General features: G+C 30.6%; 18 protein-coding genes. 1 reads left to right on the plus strand and 17 read right to left on the minus strand.

Annotated elements, in window-relative coordinates; all coding sequences use genetic code 11:
• The 14 genes from BX659_RS14965 to BX659_RS15030 all read right to left on the minus strand — a co-directional run bounded on the left by BX659_RS14965 (position 1) and on the right by BX659_RS15030 (position 21,062).
• Positions 1–765 (minus strand): OmpA family protein, encoded by a 765-nt coding sequence (locus BX659_RS14965; RefSeq protein WP_097019082.1) that lies wholly within the window; start codon positions 763–765, stop codon positions 1–3.
• Between the two features lie 5 nt (positions 766–770).
• Positions 771–2,867, minus strand: coding sequence for an anti-phage ZorAB system protein ZorA (gene zorA / locus BX659_RS14970; RefSeq protein ID WP_097019083.1), 2,097 nt, complete (start codon positions 2,865–2,867; stop codon positions 771–773).
• Positions 2,868–3,067: 200 nt separating this feature from the next.
• Positions 3,068–3,784: a CBS domain-containing protein gene (locus BX659_RS14975; RefSeq protein WP_097019084.1), complete on the minus strand. Its 717-nt coding sequence runs from the start codon at positions 3,782–3,784 to the stop codon at positions 3,068–3,070.
• 46 nt (positions 3,785–3,830) lie between these two features.
• Positions 3,831–6,509: a phospholipase D-like domain-containing anti-phage protein gene (locus tag BX659_RS14980; protein ID WP_097019085.1), complete on the minus strand. Its 2,679-nt coding sequence runs from the start codon at positions 6,507–6,509 to the stop codon at positions 3,831–3,833.
• Between the two features lie 9 nt (positions 6,510–6,518).
• Positions 6,519–9,434, minus strand: coding sequence for an anti-phage-associated DUF1156 domain-containing protein (locus BX659_RS14985; protein WP_097019086.1), 2,916 nt, complete (start codon positions 9,432–9,434; stop codon positions 6,519–6,521).
• A gap of 35 nt (positions 9,435–9,469) precedes the next feature.
• A complete protein-coding gene (locus BX659_RS14990) occupies positions 9,470–10,006 on the minus strand; it encodes a DUF3780 domain-containing protein (RefSeq protein WP_097019087.1) in 537 nt (178 codons plus the stop codon).
• Between the two features lie 12 nt (positions 10,007–10,018).
• On the minus strand, positions 10,019–13,108 hold the full coding sequence (locus BX659_RS14995) for a DUF499 domain-containing protein (RefSeq protein WP_097019088.1): 3,090 nt from the start codon (positions 13,106–13,108) through the stop codon (positions 10,019–10,021).
• Positions 13,109–13,362: 254 nt separating this feature from the next.
• Positions 13,363–14,304, minus strand: coding sequence for a PGN_0703 family putative restriction endonuclease (locus tag BX659_RS15000; protein WP_097019089.1), 942 nt, complete (start codon positions 14,302–14,304; stop codon positions 13,363–13,365).
• 15 nt (positions 14,305–14,319) lie between these two features.
• Positions 14,320–14,841, minus strand: a complete 522-nt coding sequence (locus tag BX659_RS15005; RefSeq protein ID WP_097019090.1) for a hypothetical protein — start codon at positions 14,839–14,841, stop codon at positions 14,320–14,322.
• A 57-nt stretch (positions 14,842–14,898) separates the two neighbouring features.
• Positions 14,899–16,254, minus strand: coding sequence for an outer membrane protein assembly factor BamB family protein (locus tag BX659_RS15010; RefSeq protein ID WP_097019091.1), 1,356 nt, complete (start codon positions 16,252–16,254; stop codon positions 14,899–14,901).
• Positions 16,254–16,958 carry a hypothetical protein gene (locus BX659_RS15015; protein WP_097019092.1) on the minus strand — a complete coding sequence of 235 codons (705 nt, stop codon included), beginning with the start codon at positions 16,956–16,958 and terminating at the stop codon, positions 16,254–16,256. The genes BX659_RS15010 and BX659_RS15015 overlap by 1 nt, the downstream gene beginning before the upstream one ends.
• A gap of 32 nt (positions 16,959–16,990) precedes the next feature.
• Positions 16,991–18,370, minus strand: a complete 1,380-nt coding sequence (locus BX659_RS15020; protein WP_106231939.1) for a restriction endonuclease subunit S — start codon at positions 18,368–18,370, stop codon at positions 16,991–16,993.
• Positions 18,363–19,757, minus strand: a complete 1,395-nt coding sequence (locus tag BX659_RS15025) for an N-6 DNA methylase (RefSeq protein WP_172431978.1) — start codon at positions 19,755–19,757, stop codon at positions 18,363–18,365. The genes BX659_RS15020 and BX659_RS15025 overlap by 8 nt, the downstream gene beginning before the upstream one ends.
• A gap of 333 nt (positions 19,758–20,090) precedes the next feature.
• Positions 20,091–21,062 carry a hypothetical protein gene (locus tag BX659_RS15030; RefSeq protein ID WP_097019095.1) on the minus strand — a complete coding sequence of 324 codons (972 nt, stop codon included), beginning with the start codon at positions 21,060–21,062 and terminating at the stop codon, positions 20,091–20,093.
• 186 nt (positions 21,063–21,248) lie between these two features.
• Between BX659_RS15030 and BX659_RS15035 the strand changes: the two genes are divergently transcribed.
• Positions 21,249–21,893, plus strand: a complete 645-nt coding sequence (locus BX659_RS15035) for a metal-dependent hydrolase (protein ID WP_097019096.1) — start codon at positions 21,249–21,251, stop codon at positions 21,891–21,893.
• A gap of 131 nt (positions 21,894–22,024) precedes the next feature.
• Here BX659_RS15035 and BX659_RS15040 read toward each other — a convergent pair whose 3' ends face one another.
• The 3 genes from BX659_RS15040 to BX659_RS15050 form a co-directional block, all read right to left on the minus strand.
• The gene (locus tag BX659_RS15040) at positions 22,025–22,399 is read right to left on the minus strand and encodes a hypothetical protein (RefSeq protein ID WP_253250792.1); all 375 of its coding nucleotides are present in this window, start codon (positions 22,397–22,399) and stop codon (positions 22,025–22,027) included.
• Positions 22,400–22,465: 66 nt separating this feature from the next.
• On the minus strand, positions 22,466–22,984 hold the full coding sequence (locus BX659_RS15045; protein WP_097019097.1) for an N-acetylmuramoyl-L-alanine amidase: 519 nt from the start codon (positions 22,982–22,984) through the stop codon (positions 22,466–22,468).
• Positions 22,985–23,302: 318 nt separating this feature from the next.
• Entirely contained in the window at positions 23,303–23,686 is a 384-nt protein-coding gene (locus BX659_RS15050; protein WP_097019099.1) for a phage holin family protein, read from the minus strand.
• Positions 23,687–23,773 lie beyond the last annotated feature (87 nt).

Consider the following 23,773-nt stretch of genomic DNA (forward strand, 5'->3'; position numbering starts at 1 on the left):
TCACTCCTTAGATTCCAAAGTTCTTTGTAACTCTTTAATCATATCTTTATCCTTTAATCTAAATTTAAATTCAACTCGCCGTGACCTCTCTCGATCAATTGAGTTGTCTGCTTTATATATAGGTTGGCTATAAGAACGACCATTAGCAGTTAAGTATTCTAGTAAGATCTTCTTATACTTAAAATCTGAAAATCTATCTCCATAGATCTCTTTAACTACCTCTAAAGCACGACCTTGGGAAAGTTCTAAGTTATACATATAACTTCCTTGATCATCTGTATGCCCTTCTACAATAATTTGGGAAATATGCTTTCTAAAATTATCTCCTAATAATACTGCTACATAATTAGGTACAAACTCCTTTAGATTCTTAATCCCGTCTGTGCTTACCTCGGTACTATCAATCTCAAAAAATACCTCACCAGGGATTCGAATTGCCCCAGTCTCATTATCTATCTCTAACTTTAAATCTGTATCTGAAAATTCTTCTTTTAAAGCCTCCACAATATCTTTACGTACTCCAAGCATCTCTTCTATCTTACCCTGCTTCTCTTCTATCATAGTTTGCTTTTCCTCGATCATAACCTGCTTAGATTCAATCTCTCTAGTCTTCTCAGCTAAGGTATCCTTATAATCAAGAATAACCACCATCAGTAATAGTATAAACATCAATAACAATCCTGCCATAATATCTGCATAAGATGTCCAAAAATTAGGCTTCTCTTCTTTATCTATATTGTCTGAAGTTCTTTGTAGCCAGTTCATAATTATCAGCCCCCAAACCTAGCAAAGAGACTCTGCTTATCATCCTGTTTTAATTTTTGGTCTATCTCCTTTAATATCTCTTCTTTAATTTGAGATAAATCTTCTCCTAATTTATTGGATAAATCTTGAATATCACCTTCAACTATATTTTCAATTTTTGTTAATCTGGCTTCCAAGTTGGCTAAATCATTCTTAGATAACTTATCTTTTAAATTTTTATAAATTATCTCCTTAATCTTATTCTGACTCTCTTTATCTCTAGCTTCTAATTTAGCAACTACATCATTAAATCCACTTTGGAAAATCTTATTCTGCTCTGTGAAATTATTCATAATCTCTTCACGGTCAATAATAAACTCTTCTAATAACCCTGTTAACTTAGTAAAAGTATTTGGCATTTCCTCTAACATCTCATCAAGTTCAGTAATAGTTACTCCTAATCGGTTAGCTATCTCCGCCAAATTATCATCAAAGCTCTGGAAGGTTCTCTCTAAACCTTTATGAGTATTCTCAGCAAATTGATTCATACCATCAGTTAAATTATTATTTAACTTAGTAAAGTTATTCTCAATAGAAGACCAGTAACTTTCAATCTTATTCACCTGTTTATTCATACTAACCATATGACTTCTTCTCATCTCTTCAAATTCTTGTTGACTATTGATTAATTTATCTAGTTTATCACCGGTCATCTCTTCTAAAGTAATTAATTTTGAACCTACATCATTTAATTTACTTACATTTTTATTTAAGTTTTGATTTACCTGCTCAAATTCAGTGATATAAGTTGATAGATTAGATAACGCCTCTTCAGTAGAGTGTAATAACTCATTCTGTTGCTTAGCTCCTTGACTGACTACCTCAATCAATCCTTCTGTCTCTTTTTTAGTCTCTTTCTGCCACTCAATAACATCTTCTAGGGTATCCCTTAATGCTTCAAATTGGTGATCAAAAGCTTCATTAAAGGTACTTAAAAACTTGTTGACCATCTTGTCTATACTTTCAGCCTGTTTGTCCATAGAGAACCCAGCTAAATCATCCATAATATTACGCATCTGAGCAATGTGGGGAACAAGATTGTCATTCATAGCCGACTCTATACTATTCACCATATCCTCTCTACTTGCAGCTGATTCATCAACAAAACTTTCAATATTAGAGTTCATACTCTGTATAGAAGGAGCTATTGACTGCTCTACTGCTTCTTGTAAACCATTGACCAGTTCAGGAATTAAGGTATCACTAACAAATTCCTTAGTGGTATTAATATGCTCCCGTTGATTATCAACTATCTCATCTAATAAGTTACTTTCGATTCTAATCGGTAACACTCTATGTAATTCATCATTTAATTCTTCAATCTTTCTTTTGGTATGGCTGATTAAAACCTTATCTAATAAAGTCCATAATAATGAAAAACCGATTGCATATAAAGAAGAAGTAAAAGCTACTCTCATCCCAGAAATTAAAACTGTAATCTGTTGTTTAATCAGATCTACATCAGCGATATTATCTAAACCATCTAATCCCTTAACTAACCCTAAAAAAGTACCTAAAATCCCAATTCCTGTTAACAGACCAGGAATTGCATTAGCCAAAGTCCTATTAGAATATTTATTAACTAGTTTATTAACTCCTAAATAATAATTTGTATCTAATATCTTATTGGGATTAGCTTTACTATTTACTATATTGTAGTAATTTTTCCAATCTTCTTTTAATACATTACTACTTTCATTAAAAATTTTATTAATATTTACTATATTATTCTCTGAATTAGAAACTTCTCTTTTTAACTTCTTTATTTCAGAATTCACTTTCCACAATTTTTTATTAGTTCCAAAAAAACTTATTATTGCAAAACCTACAATAAGTATTTTAAATATTGTTACAATCTTTTCTACTGAATTTGCCTCTGATTGATTTGAAATAATTAAAATTAGAATTAATGAGATTACTAAACTAGCCCCATAAAATCTAAGAACACTATTTCTAACCCTATCCTCCTCATCTTTCCACCATAAAGATAATCTAGGATTAATCAACCCTATAATTATGAATATAATTGACCCTAAAAGCAATAAAGATAATAATAATTCCATTTTACAACTCCCCCTTAACTACTAATTCAAAAATTATATCATAAATACCTAACAAGTAATATTATATTTCATTTACCTTGAATTACATATTTCGCTACTATCTATTATTTCCCTGCAAAAATTTAGCTAAAAACAAAAAGAGAGTCAAAAAACTCTCTTTAGCCATTAATTATTATTAATTTTTTAAAATACCTCGATATTTATTTACTTATCCTATTATAAATCTCTGGCAAATCCCAGACCGTAATAATCTTCAATAAACTATCTGTAACCTTAGCATTCTGAGTAACCAATATCGCCTCTAACCTTTCCCCACTCTTTTCTCCCTCTTCAAAGATTTCAATCACATCTAATAAGCTATCATTTCGTGATAAGAATTTATATTTAAAGGCTTCTTCCCTATATTCCAACACATCTTCAACTTTAGAATTAGCCAATAGAATAAACTCTTCATCCTTATCTGCTTCAGAACCTAAATAACGAGTAATAGTATTGCTAGTCAGCAAATCCATAAACTTCTCATCATTATAAACAGGAACTTGAGAATAAGAGTTTTCATACATTACTTTGACTGCATCCATAACTGAATCATCAATACCTAATGTAAGTACTTTATCTAAGCCAAGAGAATCGATCCTAGGTGGGTTAGTTAACAAAATATGAACATCACTGATCTTTTTAACTATTTCATCATTAGGTTCAGCAATTATATCCCCTGTACTCTGATGAACAATAGCATTTCTTAAATAAGCAAACTGTATCAGATCATCTTTATAATTTTTAACCTTCCAATTACCTGCTTTACTTAAACCTTTAACTAAGCTCACAAAGGATTCTTTAGTAGTTGTATTTGCACTCTGAGCTAAAAATTTATATATCTTATTGAAATAATTTAAGAAATTATTAGAGTTTGACATGATGTCACTCCCTTTATTTTTACAAGGACTACAAACAAATATAATGTTACCAAGATTTTTTTAGTTTTTCTAACTTAGATTTTTCATCTAAAACCTTAGTACAAATTTCCCAATCACTTGTTACAACTTGTTCTTTATATCTAATCTCAAATGGATGCTTTTCAGGTACATAGTCGATAACTTTTTTTGCTTCTTCTTTTTTTCCTATTGCAATATTAATCCATACATCCTTTAAAACATCAGGTAACTGTCCAAAAATCTCTGTAATACTTTTTAATCGCTTAGATAATAACTCATGTACTCTATCTTCAACAGAATCCTTATACCTCATATTATATAGATATATTTTACTAAATCTTTGTCCCCCTCTTTGAATACGACCTTTTCTCTGTTCTAGCCTAGTAGGGTTCCAAGGCATATCAATATTAATAAGTCTTCTTAAAACCTGTAAGTTTAAGCCTTCTGCTGCAGAGTCGGTTCCTATTAAAATTTTCAAGTTATAATTTGTTACCATTTCTTTAATATCATCTTTGGTTTTTCTGTGAAATTGGTCATTAAGAAAATATCCAGATTTATTTCCACCAGCATAGATACCTATCTTTTCACCTTTAAAATCTTTTGATAGTTTATTAGCAACCCATTTAGCTGTATCATAGTACTGAGAAAATATTATAACCCCTTCTTCTATCCATTTCTCACTTCTTAATAACTCTAACAATTTATTATATTTAGGATCTTCAGCTTTATTAGAAGTCAAAGAATATACATATTTACAAAGAACTTGGTACTCTTCTTCAGTTAAATCCTTAATCTCACTATAATTCTCTTCCTCTTCTTCAAAAACTGAGTCTAAGTTGCCACCCCAGTCGTTCTTCAGTTTCAAACCTGTATTTTTCCCTGCTTCAATAGAACTTCCTATCCTTTTCAAAAGAAGTGTCTTTAAAAATCCACCACCTTTTACCCTGTTAGAAATCATCTCACAAAATTCTTCTGCATATTTGTATGCCTCACTCATATAACCAGTTAATAGTAATGGAGCTTCATCTATAACCTCTACTTCAATCTTATCTAAATAAGGCTCTCCTGTTTTAGGGTTTGTTTCATTTTCTAAATACTTTCTTTCTCTTCTTACTACGTGCCTTATATAAGGATTATAAAGGCTAAAAAAATCTCCCATTAAAAAATCAGCATATCCTTTATTATGTATTTCTAATTCATTATAACCTTTAGGAAAAACAACAACTTCATCATCAATATCTTCAGAAACTCTAAGCATTTGAATATTCAAGCCTTCATTAGATGGTGGAAAAGGGTTCTTAATCCAACGCCATTTTTCAGTAGGACTTAAACCTTCACCATTCGTTTTTATTAAATTCAGACCTTCATCTATCTTTCCTTTTTTTCTCCAGAAAGAATTTTGCGAACCCAATACTTTATCAGTTCCTTGTGATAAAACATTTAATAAATCCCAAAGCTCTATTGGATGAAGCTGAATTGGAGTAGCAGTTGCTAATAACATACTCTTAGTTCTAGGAGCAATTTCTAACAAGTATTCATATAAATTATTGCCTTGAAAAGAATGAAAATTTCCATTCTTATCAATCTTTTTTCTCCTTGCATGATGAGCTTCATCAACTATAATACATTCATATTTTTTACTTAAGAGATAATCAACAGAATCAGATTTTGCAGTAATAAGACCCTGAGATATAATACCAATTCTTCTTGGACACTTAATAATATCTTCTTTTCCTTGACTTGGATATTTCATATCATTTTCATCAATCCAGTTCCTACCATCCCACCTTGCAGTTGGTAAGTGTAATAACTTTTTTAGTTCATCCTGCCATTGAGTCATTAATGTCTTTGGAGCAATAATCAAAACAGGTTTATCTCCATATAAAGCCATTAATTCTGCACTCATAGCTAACTGAATAGTCTTTCCTAAACCCACTGGATCAGCTAAGACATACCTAGCCCCATAAGGTTTCTTATGATCTTTAAAAGCCTTATTAATAAAATACTTTTGATGTTCCCATAAGCCAAAGTTTTGGCGATATATAGGCGATTCTACACTGACAGAAGCAGGTAGTTCCTCATCATCCTTTATATCTTCTATATCAGCAACAACTTCTCTCTCAGCAAGCCTTTTTATATCTTTTATAATAAAATCAGGCATTTTAATTGCTGCGGGACTATTCCATAAAGCATCAAATTCTTCTTGAACCCATTTAACTGCTTCTGCAGAGTTATCTTCCCATACTAACTCATAATTTAACTTCCAAGCACTTTTAGATTCATTAGCACTACCTAAAAATGAAGTTTTCTCACCATTCTCTAAAGTAATAACTCCTGCTTTACCATGAATCAATCCAAACTCTTTATTAGGTAAAACTCGAACTTCTAATCTATCCGACACCAAATAATCATATAATTTCTTTAAACGAAAATGACCATTTTCTAACTTTTCCGGCTCACTTTCACACCATTCCCTACGAATTGCTTTCTGTGCATTCTTAGCAGTTTCAACATCTTCAGGTTGTAAATCAGAGTTACAAACAATTCTAATTTTGCCCTCTATAGAATCAAGAGCTTCTCCTGCGACTTCAAAAATAGAGCTACTAAAATATCCTGCAATTCTATCATATGACTTTGCATTCTCTAATCTTTTATTAAGAAGAGAGTCCGATATGGACTCTCTTCTTGAAGAATATCTCTTTATCATATTCTCACCCTATACCCCTTCATTTTTTAATGACTCTCTAAGTAACTTAGCATACTTAGCATCTTGATGCCAATGTTCCATAGTATCTATCATCTCTAATTTAGAAATAAAAGTTAGTATCTCATTCATAAGTGGTTTTTTATACCAATAATCTTGACTTTGATTAAATACACTTTTGATATAACTACGCCCTGAAGCTGTAGATTGATTTTTAGCAGCTTCATAAATAGCAACTAATAAGTGCCTTACTAATGACCCCTTAAAATCATTGTCATTTAATTTATTATCAAGGTAACTCATCTTATACTCTAATGGTGCTTTTAAACGAGCATTATTAGCTTCAAAGCTATAAAACATATCTTTATAATCTTTAACTCCAAAGCCTTTAGCTAATTCTTGATAGGCACCTATACTATGTTCATTATTCATTTCAAGTTCTAAACCTCGGATAAAATATCTTTCAGTATTTGATAACTCAAACCAATGATTCTTTTCAAATTCATCAGGGATCAAATAACTGTTTGCTACATCTCGTGCTTTTTTGATTAATTTTTCAACTGGATTCTCTTCACTTCTATCACCTGCTAACCAATAATCAATATCTATACCATCAATCTCTCCATAACTGGTCAATACTTTCAATGCTGCAGCATATGAAGCCAGTAAATAATCTGCATCAGTAAAATCAGGCAGATCTTTATAATCAATCCCTTTCATAGAATCAATCATACTCTGAACTTCATATTGGATCTCATCATATACTTCATCCTGAAAGGCAAAATCATCAGAAGTCTGCTTCTGTAATACTAATAAAACAGTACCTTTAACATAATTACCCTGTTTAATACCACTAGAACTAGTTTCAGTTGATATATTCCATGCTGAAGCTACCTTTAAACCTGCTAACCATAGAATCATTGTTAACTCTGACCAAACCTTTACATCTTGATGGGTAAACATCACCACTTGGTATCCATTATCAGGCATATTATCGGATAAGTTTTTATAAATTTCAACCATACCTTCATTAAAAGATTGTCCCGTTCCTTTAACGGCCAATATCCTTTTAGAATCAGTATACCATTCGGGGAAAGTATTTTTTAGTAATGACTTATCCCAAACTAAGAAAAATTCAGATAATTCATGGTAATTAACTGCATCTGCATACGGAGGGTCTGTTATCCAAATATCCTGTTTTTCATTAATATTTCTTGCATCCATTGGTCTTACTTTGCTTTTACTTTCAAATTCATAATTATTAATATTATAAAACCAACTATTACTTAACATAGATAAACTTCTTGTACTATAACAAAACAAAGTATTTAAAGCTTGATTATAAAAAGTAGATGAACCTTTTTCATTTGCCGAACTAGAATCCCAAAAACTTAATTTTGAATTCCAAGTAGAACATTTGTAAACACCCAATAAACTAATAACCTTATCTTTTTGAGTCTTAGCTTTTTCATGAGCAACTTTTATTAAAAGCCCATTAATTAATAATTGCCTATGATTAAATAATTGATGCCAATATTGCCAACCTCTAGTCCTAATTGGTTCATCAGTTTTTTCACCTGATTTAATTTTATCAATAGGAATATATCCTTTTTTTTGCCATTTATCAAAGCGTTCTGATAATAACTCAATAGATTTTTCTTCTCTTTCTAAATCTTCTTTTGTTGGACTAGTATAATACCTTTCTCCTTCATTATCAATATATTTTATAGCATATAGCCTTTCTTTAAAAATATCATCTTCAGCAGACATAAATTTTTCTTTTTCCCAAGCTTCTACTCCATAAATAATTTCATTACTAGTCTTTTTATCTTTTCTAATGCTTGTTATAGGTGTTTTACTATCGCAATGAGGACAATATACTTTATTGCTTACAACTGTAGATAATTTATCAGCTTCTTTCATCTGCTTCTTACTTGCACCTTGAATAATTTCAATATCAAAATTATTATTATTGCCATTTTCTTTTAATAAAGCTACAGTTTTGGTACCTTTACCAATAATCCATGAAGGAGCTAAGGGAACATCATAACCACATTCAGGACATTCTACTTCAGCACAATAAAGATATGAGTCAGCACGATGCCCCTGTTCATTATGTTCAATTCCCCATTCAATAATCTGTTTATCAACCTCATCATAAACTTTTTGTTGAAATTCTTTTAACTCTTCAACCTTTTCATCTGAACACCCTGTAATATTTAATGAAGCCCAAGTTAAAAGTGAAGCTGCTGGGTTTAAATCTGAAGCAAATACATCAGCCCCCATACGCCCTGCTTCAAAAGGAATAGATCCCCCACCTGCAAAACAATCTCCAACTTTAGGTGTATGACCAAAACGCTTTTCACCTAACTGCTGTATCAACTCTTGCAAGTTAGAAGCATTAGTTTCTAAATGTTCATTGATCTCTTTCCAGGCTTTCTCATTGATTAATTCAACTTCTTCAGGTCTTTTACAATAACTTAACTTATCATCATAAGATAATCTATTAAAAGCTATTCTTTGTAACTCATCTTTCATCTTCTTTTTATTTTCTCTCTTCATACCTAATGGATATTTAGGCTTTTTAGCAGTAGATCCTTCCCTGAAAAATTCTTTTCTCTCTTCTTCATTAGTTAGTTTCCATAAATCTTTTTTTGATATATTATCTTTCTTTCTTAACCACAATCCATCATCATCCATAGTCATAATCTTAAGAAATATTTCTCTATCCTTAGAATAATCATTTGATACAGGCATTAAAACCCCTAATAAAGTAGCCCTAACTAAAACTAATGGTTTTCTTCCCCACCATTTACCTAGTCCTGTTAAAGTTTGTCCTAAATTCGCTTTTCTTTCTTTATAACTTTCTTTAGATATTCTAGAAACTGGAAATTGAACCTCTATAAATGATTTGCTATAATCTAACAAATTAATCCTCCTTTTATTTCTTCATAAAAATCTTATTAAAATAACCTTTGAACAAAGCTACCAACCAATTTATTATCGACTGGGTTTTCAGTTAGTGCATACCTTAGAGCCACTCTCCAACCTCTCTTATCACCATAATGACCAGTTGAAGCATTGGTCATGGTAAAGAGCCACCAACGCTCTTCAGGAGATAAACCCAACCAATTTTTTATTGCTAAATCAATTGCTGCTACTTCAGCATCTTCGATAGCCCAAAGTAAAAGCACCAACTCTTTTCCTAATAACCTCTCAAAAGGAATTAAGTAATTATCAAAATCACCGCTATTTAAACCATCTTGTTTTAACCTTCTATTGAACTCTTTTTTTATAATATTTTTTACTTTATTCCATTTACCTTTATCTAATATTATCTTTTTATCCCTATTATCCATATCATTTATTTGCTCTTCATCATCCCAAGTGAACCTTTCATAAATTACAATTTTTTTATTTCCTTTAGGAAGTTCTAATAAAAAATGATGATTGGTTTCTTTTGGATTAAAACCAAATCCAAATGTTTCAATTGTACTCAAAAAACCATCTCCTTAAGATTGATAAAACTTATTTTTAAATTCTTTTAAATTAAAACCATTTTTAGTAAGCCAATTCTGAAAATCTCTTCCTCTTTTAAACCTAATACCATCAATAATAGCATTAATATCATACTTTTTGCCTTGAATTAAATTATTTGTAATATTTTTAAGTTCATCTTCAATAATATCCATATCATCTATTTCCATATTATTAACCGTTAAAGTTATTGAAAATTGCTCTCCACCTCTACCATTAACTATTACTTGTAACTTCTCAATAGATGCATCTGTTTCTTTTAGGAATTTTAATGCTTCATAAGTATATTTAGTGCCTGACGGTCTTAAGTCTCTATTTAATTTAACTGACTTATCCATATCAATTGTTACTTCAACATCTTTGACCTTATATTGTAAAACCTCTGAGCGAATATCATACTTTTGGTTTATTGCTATAGCTTGTATGAATTTTGCACCTTTGGGGATTCTAAAAGCTTCTTTATAAACTCCTCCATTAGCTTCTGGAGAGGAACCATCTGTAGTATATTTAATCTCACAGTCATTTGTTGAAGCCTCTAATTCCATATAGTCATGTCCATCTTTTGTGAACTCTTTATATTTTAAATCAATATCATTTTCCCATCGAATTGCTTCTCCAGTCTCACTAACACCCGATGAATCTATTGCTAAGAAATAATAAACAAGTTCTTCGGCTTTAAAGGCAGATAAATTATCTATTGCTTTAGACGCATCACCTGGTTCTTCTCCAATTTCATACAATACCTTATCAGCATTCATAGGTGATAGTTGAAGCATAACGGTTCCATCATCTTCCCTATTAATTTCATTAATATTAACACTTGTTATTTTTGCAGGTGGTGTACTATCAATGTAGTTCCCATCTTCAAACCAAATCTCTTTATGGAGAGAATCTTCTTTCAGATCATTAAGAGCACTAGGCTTATGCCATAACCAGTTTGTTTCTGTTGCAGTTCTTTCCATTAGTTCATTCCATGTCATTCTATCCCTAGTAAAAATCACTTTATTAAATCGTCTTCTTAATTTATCAGGCTCAATATCTCTAGTAAATTTCATTTCTTCTTCAAGGGTTTGAGCAACTTCTTTTTCTGCATTAAAATTATTCTGAGCAAACTTCATGGTTAAATTTTTATTTTTTAACCTTTTACTTCGAGGATAATAGATAGTTGTAAAAGTTTCTCTTAAATTAGAATATAACCTTGCAGCAGACTTATCTCTTAAAGTTAATCCTTGCTGCATCTCACTATCTCGCTCACTTACATTATCAGCTTGCATCCTAGTGATAATACTCTTTATTGCCTTTACTCTTTTTCCAACCTCTAAGAGATTATTCATAACATTCTTTTGACCTGTCAAGAACATTACTCTATTTTTATATTCACATTCTTCATAAAATTGATGAAGCTCTTTCTTTAACCCATCACTATCATCACTTGGCTCAGCAATTATTAATGTTATTTTATTTTTATCTAAAGTAATTTCTTCAATTGAAGGAAACACCATTAATTTTTGGTAACAGTCTTTAGCTACTGGCTCAAAATGTTCTTTTAATAAACCTTTTATATATAACTTAGACTGTTCTCTTGATATATTCTTTATTTCATCTTGCATTTCAGCTACTATATTTTTTGTCTGTCTAAAAAGTAATTTATTATGATGCTTGTATAAATACCAGGCTCTTTGTTGTAACTCATCGATACCACTTCTTATTTTAGTAATATCATTATCTGGTCCTGCCAGATATGTAAAAATTTCATTTATAGATAAACCAATTATTGCTTCAGTTGCTTTAGATAAAGAAGACATTAAAATTAACTTAGCTACATTTTGGATATCTTCAGACTCTGCTAATTTATCTAATCTTTCTGCCACAGCATGTCCATTACTTGCAATATCATGACTTATTGCATTAACAAATTCAGGCTTAATGGACTTTATTTCATTAGCCATTTCAGAATCATTTAAATTAATATCATAAGGATTAATTAAATAATTACTAGCTGCCTTATCAGAATCTTTAAAAATACCTTTTAACATTTTTTTGGTTAATCTAATAACTCCTCTTGTCTTTTGAAAACCTTGATTTTCTTTAAAGCGTTCAACTAACTCTTTAAAAGAAGGATGAAATGGATATGTATCTCTTATCATAGAAGAAAATTCACTTGGTATTTCATCTGTATAACCCATTTCAACTGCTTCTTTTATGCTTTTACGATACCCTTTAACAACTTTTTCAATCTCAGCTTCACTTGGTAACTCTTCAAACATTCTAGTCTTTAAAATTTCATATAAATCATTAGTATTACTTGATACAGGTTCAAGATTTAAAGAAAAACGACTAATTTCACCATCAAGTTCTTTAAACATTCCTTTGATTACTTCAGATTCTTCTTCATATGTTGCTTCTAAATCAGATATTACAAGACAAACATTAGATAACTCTTTCTTATTTATTGCATTAAGTAAATTAGCTATAGCTGTTGTTTCAATATCTAAAAGTGTTCCTTGTCCATACTCTCGAGTCTTAGCATTATTTAAATATGGAGGTAATTCATCCAGTAAAATTAATGTTGGAGTAGAACTTTCAAGTAAATTAATCCATGCTGTTTGACCTGGAGCTTTAAGAGGAGAATAGTATTCATTAAAAAGTTCTTTTCGTTTTAATTGCTTTGCAATCTCCCCCCAAGTTCCAAATTCCATATCAGATTCTCTTCCAGTAATAGAAACCGTTCTGATTTTTCCTTCTACATCATTATATTTACCATCTAATATTTTCCTTCTCAATTCAGGGTTTTGTGCAAGTAATCCCAAGGCAATCATATTATGAGTTTTACCTCCACCCATTGCCTGAGTTAATTTAATTATACTATTACCCGATCTATTTCTAAACTTATTCATTGCTGTATCGAATAGTATTTCCATATTTTCTGTTATAAATGTTTCTTCAAAAAATCTTTCTGCATTTATAGAATCATTCCTTAAATCAGATAAATCAAGAACTTCATCTTTCATTTCTTTACTATAAACGCTTTCTCTAACTTTTACAGCCTTATTAAGTTTTTTCATTATAAAATTATTCCTCCTTCTATTTAATAACTCATCATAATCTTATCATATCTTTAGTTAAGTATGTAGCTCACCAATGTCTTTAAAAGAATAAAGATACTTTAACCAATTTTCAACCTCTTATTATTACACTTAACTATTAGAAATAATCTAACTTTCCTAATATTCACTTCTATTATAGATATTACTTCTATACTTATCCTTATTTTCCTGTTAAAAATAAAGCAATTATTCCTTATCTTTCTTTATTCTAACTAATATAATTTATAAATTTTTTCACTCAACTCAACAGCACTATACCTAGTCCATAATAACATCGTCCATTTTCTCTGCTCTTTACTTAAATCTAATTTCTGTAATTTCTCTATCATATCCCAATAAGTTATAATCTTAAACTTTTCACTTCCTCTTTTTAATATACTTTGAAACTCTTGAGCTTCTTTAATCTTATGCCCTTCAGGAGTAAACAAACCTGTTACTATATAATCATACTTACCACTACTTAAAGCCTTTTCAGCAATTAATTGATTTCTAAATAATTGATTAAACTTTTTACTCTCTACATAATCTTCATAATCCTTTAAGAATTCACTCCTTGAATTACTGAATATTCTAAAATAATTATCGTAATTCTTATTTCCCTTTTGACCATAATATAATTTGCTATTACTCGGCTTAGCACTAAAATCATCAATATATTTAACTTCTAAACCAAATAGCCCCAACCCATCACCAATTTTAAATTCAAAAACAACATCAAAAGCTGAATTATCTCCTATCTCAGCAAACTTTGGAACATATTCAAACTTAACATCTAAAACCTCTGTTACTTCAGGTATATAGTATTCCAGAAAACTTTTAGCTAACACTTTATCTAATTTAAACTCTGCAAAAAAATTAAAAGTTGCTGGCTGACTAGATAGTAAATTATTATGTAATCTTTTAGTATTCATAATTCCAGAATCATATTTATCTCTAGATTCTAAAGTTTCTCTAACTACTTGCCTAATATTCTTAGTCAAGAAATTTACCTTACTACCTTCTCCATTCTTCATTACATTACAAGCTGGATTATCTTTACTACTCTCCCCTTCTTCTTCACCTAAAACAAAAGTTCTCCACCATCCCTGATGAACTCTCATCCTTTTGCTAGTCTTTCTTGAGGTCCCTACTAAAGTTTTGAAAGTTTCTTTCATTGTTTAAATACCTCCTTATTTAATCAATCTTCTCACCCCAACTATCTTACCTTCCCCATCCTTAACTACTGAATCTGCACAGGTATCGGGAGCAACTAAATCCATTCTATGATTTAAAGTATTCTTTACAAAACCACTTACAATATAGATAATTCCTGGTCTAGGACTTGGCAGATTACTAACTATACGAGTATTCTTGGTTATAACTGGTACTCCTCCAACCTTCATCTTCTCTTCTTTCTTCTGTGATACTCTAGCAGGATTTTTGATACCTTTTAAATCTAATAAAACTTTATTATTATCACCCAGCACCCTTATCTGATGAGGAGTACAATTAACAAACTCTACTTTATTACACTGCTGTAAGTTTCTTTTGTATTCCATCTTAACTCGATTCACATCTTTTTCTAATAAGCATCTACTAAATACCTGAGTAAGACCATAATCTACTTCTGAATTAAAGCTATCTAAAAAAACTTGTGACTTATCATCAACTTCTAACAAGAATTCATCTTCAAGCTTTTTTATTGCTCCCATTTTATCCCCTCCACAGATAGATTAATTGTACATTATTTTAGATACACTATTAATAAACTATTTTTTTATATCTCTTATTACTTTTAAAAGTTCTATAGCTTGCTCTTTATTCTCTTTATCATGAGCATTTTCATCTATAAATTCAATTAAATAATTTATACATTTATCAAATCTTGTCTCTCTTGTCTTAACCTTTTCTCCTTCAAAATAATTTGCACTACTATGCCTACTATTACCACCAAACATTGGCCATGGCGAATCACCAATTCCTACACTATCACCCCTAATAGCATATAACTTTCCGTTATCAGTACTAACGTAAATAGTCCCATCTATCCCTAATACAGGACTTGAAGATATTTCACTTTCTAAACTAATACTCCACTTTTTAATTCCATCAGGATTAATAGCATATATTTTCTTTCTATTAGCGAGATAAACAGTTCCATCTTCTGCTACTGCCGGAGTAGTCTCAACATAATCTTCTTCGCTTAATTTATAATCCCACTTTAGAGTGCCATCTGAATTTATAGCATGCAATTTTTGCCCATAGTCCCCACTACTGCAAATATAAACTGTACCTTGAGGACCAATAACTGGACTAGCTTTCTCAATAACTGTTCCTAAACCACCAAGATTTGTACTCCACCTCTCACTACCATCTGGATTGAGAGCATGTACTTCTCCATTAGAAGTTCCAAAATAAATATTACCCTTATTATCAATTGCAGGAGTTGACTCAATATTTCCTCCAAATTTAGGAAAAAATGCATTACCATCTGTATCATAGCTCCATTTTATATCTCCTTTAGGTAAAACAGCATGTAGTATATTGTTATCACCACCAATATAAACTACTCCATTTAATCCAACTGATGGACCTGCCAAATCAAGATAAGTTAAATTTTTAACCCACTTTATTTTCCCATTACTATTTAGAACATATAAATTTCCTTCTTTATCTCCAGCATAAATACTCCCTGCTTTACCTAAAGCTAAATTATACTTCAAACTATTTGTGAAAATATCTTTTATAAGACGTAATTTCCATTTGAAAGTTCCATCTTTATTTATAGCAGCTATGTACCTTGATGTAGTAACATAAATAGTTCCATCCATAGTTACTGCTGGATAACCATAATTAAAAAATTCTACATCACCAAATTTTAAATCTCCAATAATCTCTTTAGAACTAATACTCCAAATCTTTTCTCCAAAAGGATTTATAGCATATAATTTTTCAAAGGTAGTAATATACAACTTTCCTTCTGGTCCAATTGCTACAGGAGATAAAGACATATCACCTAGCTGTATACTCCACTTTATTCTATTTTGAGCTTCTGATAATTCAAAATTTACCCCAACTACAATAACTATTAAACAAATAATCAGTACTAACTTTTTAATAATCATCACTCCTTATAAAGCTGATTGTATTCTCCTAACCAGATACTATCAAAATCATCATTTATCCTTAACTTAATCCTATCCTCTATACTTTTAGGACCACCTTGCTCCTTAATCTCTTCAACCTCTGCTTTGAACTTCTCATAATTACCCCACTGAGCATTACCTCCATTGCTCAGCCCTCCATCAACTCCAACACCAAAAGGACTAACCAACACTCTCTTCTGATCCCAGTACTTCTTGATAGGATAATCAATCAATAACTCATTACCAACTACCCCTCCACAAACCTCTAAATACAGATCATAATCTTCATCATCCCAAAAGTTATACTTACCAAACTTATCTTGAAACTTTACGTATATCTCTTCAAAGTTACTAAACTCCTCATAAGTACAGAAACCTCTAAAGAACCACTCAACATCTTGATGATCTCTTTTAGGTCCTTTAGGCAACTCTCTTCTACCGATAAAGATTATACCATCAATCTCCTCTTGGAAGTATTCAATTACTGAGCTATTCGCCTTCATTAGTTCTTTTATATTATCTAAATCATCCTCTATCATTATCTCTTTACATACCTTGTTAGCTTCCTTTATTAATTCTTTAGACTCTTCTAACTCTGGATTTCTAACCGCTTTTTTCAAAGTAATATCAATCTCTTGAACCCGATTAGTCAACCTCTTCTCTACCAAACTCTGTTCACTCATCAAATCATCCTCCTCTATTTGTTATTTCAACCTTAATCTAGAAATCCTCTATCCTCTGCAAAACAATCCATCAACATCTCTGATAATTTTCTATCCTCATCCTTACAACTCTCGTATCCTTTAATAATTTCCTCATAAACCCCTCTAATTTCTTTACTTATCCTTTGCTGCACTTCTTGATTAGGCAGTAGAATCTTCATATCTAACAGAGAATCCAAATTGATATTCTTATGAGCCACGCCCCCAGAATACCTTTCAAATTGTTTCTTAGCTAATTCACTATTTAGGAATATCACTATATAATAAGGGATTACATCATCTTTTAACCTTAAACGGTAAATATGATTATTAAAACTTAAACCCTCACCTTCCTTATTAACCACAGTAGCATATCCCAACTTATAACCAGCATTAACTATTAATATATCTCCAGTACTTAACCTTGCATATTCCTTTTCTTTTAAGTTGCCATTATTCAATTTTCTCAAATCCAATTCAAACCTATTAATATTTCTACTACTGATATAAAGCAACTTACCTTTAGCATTACTAGTCAGTGACGAACCTATAGTCAAATCCTCAACTACTTCTCTTAATTTTATACTCTGGTATTGACTATCTTCCATTACTTGATCAACTACTAAATGTTCAGGCTTATAAAATGATGGATGTAAATTCTCCTCTCTTAAAAGCTCTCCTTTAACTTTAAAATTATTTTTGTAATCTACACTATCCAACTTAACTCCTAACAAATCTAAGAATCTCTTCTCTATTTCTACAAAACGATTATCATATCTCTGTATCAATGATTCTTTTCTTTCCTTAAAAATCTCTACCCTACTCTCTAATATACTCTTTAAATCTGCTGGTGTAGGAATAGGAATTCTAATCCTCTTAAAATCACTATTTGATATCCTTACAGCTGTAGCACCATAACCATATCGCTGAAACTGTTTAATAATATCATCTAATTTCAAAATATAAGCTAACAAATCTGAAGAAATATCTATCCTAGGTCTTATAATCATAAAAGCATTAGTTGCTACACACCCATCATGCTCTTCACCGACAACTACAACTGTATAATTTTCAACCAACTTAGAAACAATTATATCTCCTCTTCTGACAACCTTCTTAGCTCTACTAGGCAGATTCTCATAACTATACTCCTCTAATTTATCAACCTCTTCTATCTTTCCAGTATTTTTATTAATAGATCCCAACTCAATATAACGATATTTTTTTCCTTTCTTTGGCTTTCTGTTTATAATTTCACTTACTTCTCCTAACTTTTTTAGAAAAACCTCACTAAAAGAAGTATCTTTAAATTTAGGATGATGAAACATCGGATCCATCCTATCTACAAATAAATCACTATCAAAATCAACCAAATAACTTATCTTATCATCCACCAAAGATACCTCCCCACCTCTTTAATTCTAAGATAACATCCTTTAACTCTTCTACATTTTCAGGAGTAGCCATAAAAACTTCATCCTGCTTTTCATCTTCAAACCCCTTATTTTTAACAATAACCAAACTTGTATTAATAGCAGTATAAGGTCTATAAATTCCCTCTGGCAAGCTAATTACAGCTTTCAAAATAAACTTATCTAGAATAAATCCTCTAATATCTTTATCTCTACTATTAGTCAAGATCCCATCAGGTAGAACAATTCCTAAATATCCACCTTCTTTAAGTAAACTCTGATATAATTCTAAATATAATGCTTCAATCTTAGTACTTCTTCCTTGACCTAATTCATATTCTGATAGCAAATCCTTGTCTCTAATCTTTAAACCAAACATAGGACTAGATAATATTAAATCCAAACCATCAGTTAATCCCTCTAATTGAGATTTATCAGACCTTAACTTCAAAGTATCTCCGACTAAAAATTTATTATCCTGTCCTAAAATCAAAGACCTAAGCTCTGCTAAATTAATTAATCTATGATTATTATCCATCCCAAAAACTTTAATATCATTATTAATAACTTTAGCATCAGTTAATAACCGACCACTTCTTGCCACCCCATCAAAGATATTAGATATCTTTTCAAAATAATCTTCAAAAATATCTCTCATAGAATTTGATATCTCTTGGGGAAGAAAATATTCTCCAAAGGCTTTGCTTTTATTTTCAAACAATTGACTATCTAAAATTTTCATCAATTCCACTCTATCCACATTTTTAAAATCTATATTATTAAATTCATCAACCACTTCTTTCAATGCCTTAGAACTTAACTTAATATCACCTTCAAATTTATTCCCATCCTTTCTTATCAGCTCACAATATAAATCCTTTATATTGTCTATTGTAAATCTATTATCAACAGCTTCTAAATTTCCATTATCTAACTCTAACTTAATCAGAACTAACTTATAAAGCTCTATAAATAATTCCAAAATAGAAAATGATTCAATACTATAAATTCTATCCAAGACTTCTTCTATCCACTTAGTTATCTCATCTATTCTTGATTCCTTTACTTCTTGTAATATAGGCATCTTATTTAAAGTAGAGATATTACCTCCAATCAATTGATACCAGTTCCACTCTTCTCTTTCTAGATTAAAAAACCCATAATAATTGATCTGATCAACTTGACTTAATTTAGCTAAAATACCAACTCCCTTTTCAGAACCACCTTCACTTATATCAACTCCTACAGTTGCCTCTCCCTTTATGTAACCAACCAAATCAAAAGCTATCTTATCATCAACTTCTATAAAAACCTCTTTTTTTATCTCTTCACAACCAATCGCTTTCAACTTATCAATTCCTATTTTCAAAAAGAACACCTCCAGTTCACTCGTTATGTTTATTATATCTTTATTCATTCTTTATGTCAAGTTTTAATAATCACCTTTTATGTTTAACCTGATATTCACTTGATATGTTTTGTAAAATGGTGCTGTTTTAAATACAAATACCTTCTAAGTAATTACTCAGAAGGTATTTTAAAAAATCTATTTTATTCTATTTAATATTGAATATATTATATGCTGAATTAATTTTATTATTTAATTATAAAATAGTCATATAGATGTGAATTCACATCTATATGACTATAAAATCACCTTGAATTTATGTTAATTATATTAATTTATCTAGTAATTTTTATTTTACAAATTATAAATTTCATACTCTAATGGACTCTTTAATTTGATTGTACTTAATCTCCAACCATCTATAGGAATATAATCATATATAATTTTAAATTCTCCTACAAACAATTTTTTGTCATATTCCAACTTAATTTGAGCAATAATCAACCTTTTCTTTCCTTTATCATTAATTTTCTGATCAATAACTTTTAAATCCCTAACCTGCCCTTCATTGATCTTCCATTTTGAAAAAACATTATAAGAAAACTCATGATTAACTATATCTTTTTTTACTTGTTCTATATCCATTGATCTATCATTAACAAATTCATGATCAAAATCATTAATTAACTCGATTTTTTCTATCTTCCAGTGGTCATGATTAAATACATAAATTAATTTTAAATTTCCACTTACCTTTAGCATTTCATTTTTTAACCTTAAATTAATAATGACTTCATCTGTTTTTTGATTTATATCAGTATTTTGCTCAACAATATCTATTTTACTAATTTCATCTTTATTTAAAGACCATAGCCGATTCCAAAAACCTATAGATCCATACCATTCACCAATATTAATGTTCTGATTAATTAAAGACTCTTTTATCTGGGCTTCATTTATACCACCAATAAGAGTATATGAAAAGTTCTTATCTAAGTTCTTGCTTACATCATCAAGTACCCAGCCCCCTTTATCGTAATAGTTATAAGTTAACTTTAATTCTCCTTCAGATTGAATTCCACCATCTACTAAAGTTACTCTAATAAAAGATTTATCATTTTTATCTTTCTTATTTGTTTGTCTTCTAACTATTTCTATATCTTTAATATTATTTTCATTAATATTGGTATATCCTATGCTAACTAGTTTATTTGATAATTCTTGCTTCATTACCTGTGAATTCGGGGGGGAGCTAATAGTACACCCACTAATACTAATCATCAATACTAAACTGATTAAACAAATAAATTTAAACTTATTCTCCATCCTTTACGCCTCCATAATTACTTTTTATAATAGTATAGTTTACAAAAATTATAATAATATTAGTTTTATTGTATTATTGTTTATTAAATACATAAAATCCTATTTTAATATTTTTGGCTATTAAAAGATTTTTTATTATTTCTAATTACTTTGGATATAATAATACTCTGAGAAAGGAGTGATATTTTGACTTATAAAACTCATAAAACAGTAGGATTATTTCTCGCTATGGCATTTATTATAGGCAATAATATAAGTAATCATCTTATAAACTCAAATATATCCAGTAATGTAGTAGCTATAAATTTAACCAACCCTACAGTAACAAATAGTATCCCTGGTGGGCTAATCTTTTTCTTAGAAGTCTTTTACTATCTATACCTTGCATATTTAGGATCATTATATCCTGATATAGACCATATAGGCAGTCATCTTGGCCATAGGCGTAAAGTACTATCCTATTACATAGCAATGAAATTTGGTCATAGAACCATCACCCACAGTCTTTTAGGAATGCTTATAGGCACCTTACCCGTCTTCTTAATTAGCCAAACCACCTGGATATTCTTTAACTTTGGAAAAATAGCCTGGTTCTACTTTACCATAGGATATTTTAGTCATCTCTTTACAGATACTATGAATCCTAAAGGCATCCCTTGGTTATATCCTAAAAAGACTATGTACTCTTTAAATCATTTCCAAATGGGTACTAGCTCAGAAGAATGGATGAACGTTGGAACAGGAGGATTCTTATTAGCCTCTTCCTTTCTATTCCCAACTCCAATCTCTTATGCTTTATTTGTATATCTATTGATTTTAGTAATAAAATAAGTATATATTTACAGAAATTAAAAGTAACTTCAGGATATTACCCATCTCAACTGAACCTTTAATCAAAAACTAGTAAAAATTTTTATACATATAAAAAGACCTCCTAAGGATTTCTCCTCAGGAGGCCATCATCAAAACTCACCACCATATTTAATCTTATACTCTCCTTTATCAAACTCCAACTTCACCCCATCTTCCTTCTTCACCTTAGCCTTCAACCTATTCTCAATTTTCTTCTTATTTTTATTACTAACCTCATAACCAGCCTCCTCTAACTCACTTAACACTTTATCTAACAAATCATTAATGCTATTCAGCGACTTATTATCAGGAAACTCCAATAAAATACCATCAATCACATCATCAACCTCAGCCAAAATAAAAGCTCCCGTTCTAAAATAAGGATCCAGCCCTGGTTTCCACTTCCTTAATCCTATAATCAATATACTCAACAATGATAACCATCCTATTGCCTTAGCTACCAAGTCAATAATAATATCTTGCATCTCAATCCCCCTCTGATTCTATCATTTTTTATCTCTTGACCCTAACTGTCAATTGTACATTGTAAACTATAAACTGCTTTCAATCCCCTTAACAACCGCCAAAGCTAACTTCAACTGATACTCTGCTGAATTAAGTAACTTCTCTTCATATTGGTTAGTTATAAAGCCAACTTCAACTAACACCGCAGGACACTTGGTTCTCTTCAGCACATATAAATCATCATTATCCTTAACAAGTCTATCTACACTCTCAGTCACCTTAATCAAACTTTTATGAATTGATTGAGCCAATTGCTTACCTTGCTTACTACCAACATAATAAAAAGTCTCAATCCCTTGAGCAGACTCATTAGGAGCACCATTACAATGGATTGAAATGAAAATATCTTCCTCGCTAGACTCAACTCTCTCAGCCCAGATTGGAAGACAATTTTTATCCCTTGTTAACTTAACCTCATATCCTAAATGCTCTAACAAGAATTCAATTAATTTAGCTAGTTTCAAGTTAATATCCTTCTCACAAGAAAACTCACCAACAGCACCAGCATCTTTACCTCCATGCCCTGGGTCTATAATAATTTTCACCTATTAACCCTCCTTCTACAGAATAAATTGGGGCTATTGCCTCTACAGGTTCAAACTACTAAACCTTTCGTGCAAGTTTATCCACTCTTCTATAATCAAAATCTTTAAAACTAATTCAAAACAATTTTCTGCCACAGATATTCACGAATTTACACGGATTAGTTCAAGACCTTCTTTGAAACCTAATTTTATAATTATGAATCCTTTATTTTATTAAATTACTGACTAAATGACTAACTTATCTTTTGATTTTATTCGTGTTTCATCCGTGTTAATTCGTGGCTAAAATAATCTTTGGAATTTAAATTTGATTATATTTTATTCTTCATTCCTAAGTTGCTTTAAGGCTTTTCTCAATGAATCAGGAATCGGAACCCCAGCCTCGCCCAAATTCTCCAAAGCACTAATCCCCTCCTTAGAGATATAAAACCAAATTGCCATCTGCCTAACCATTCCCCCACTCCCTAACACTTGGTCCACCAAATGAGCTATAGCCACAGTAAAAAATAGCCCCACCTTACGGGCTATCCCCTCTCTACCAATATCACTATCCAACTCCTTCAAGACATAAGCAGATAACAATCCAGTAATATAATCAATCACTACCATCCACATTAAAACTTCTAAACCCTTATCATATCCACCCACTCCATAGCAGATAAAACCACCTACTAGCCCCACAATATAATGAAAATAATTCAATAACCTTTCAAAAACAATCACCCCACTTAAGAGCAGTTTACAGTGGACAGTTGACAGTGAACAGTAAAAGAACTAAAAATATTAAAG

It is taken from the genome of Orenia metallireducens (genome assembly GCF_003001995.1).
In the GTDB taxonomy this organism is placed as follows: Bacteria; Bacillota; Halanaerobiia; order Halobacteroidales; family Halobacteroidaceae; genus Orenia; species Orenia metallireducens_B.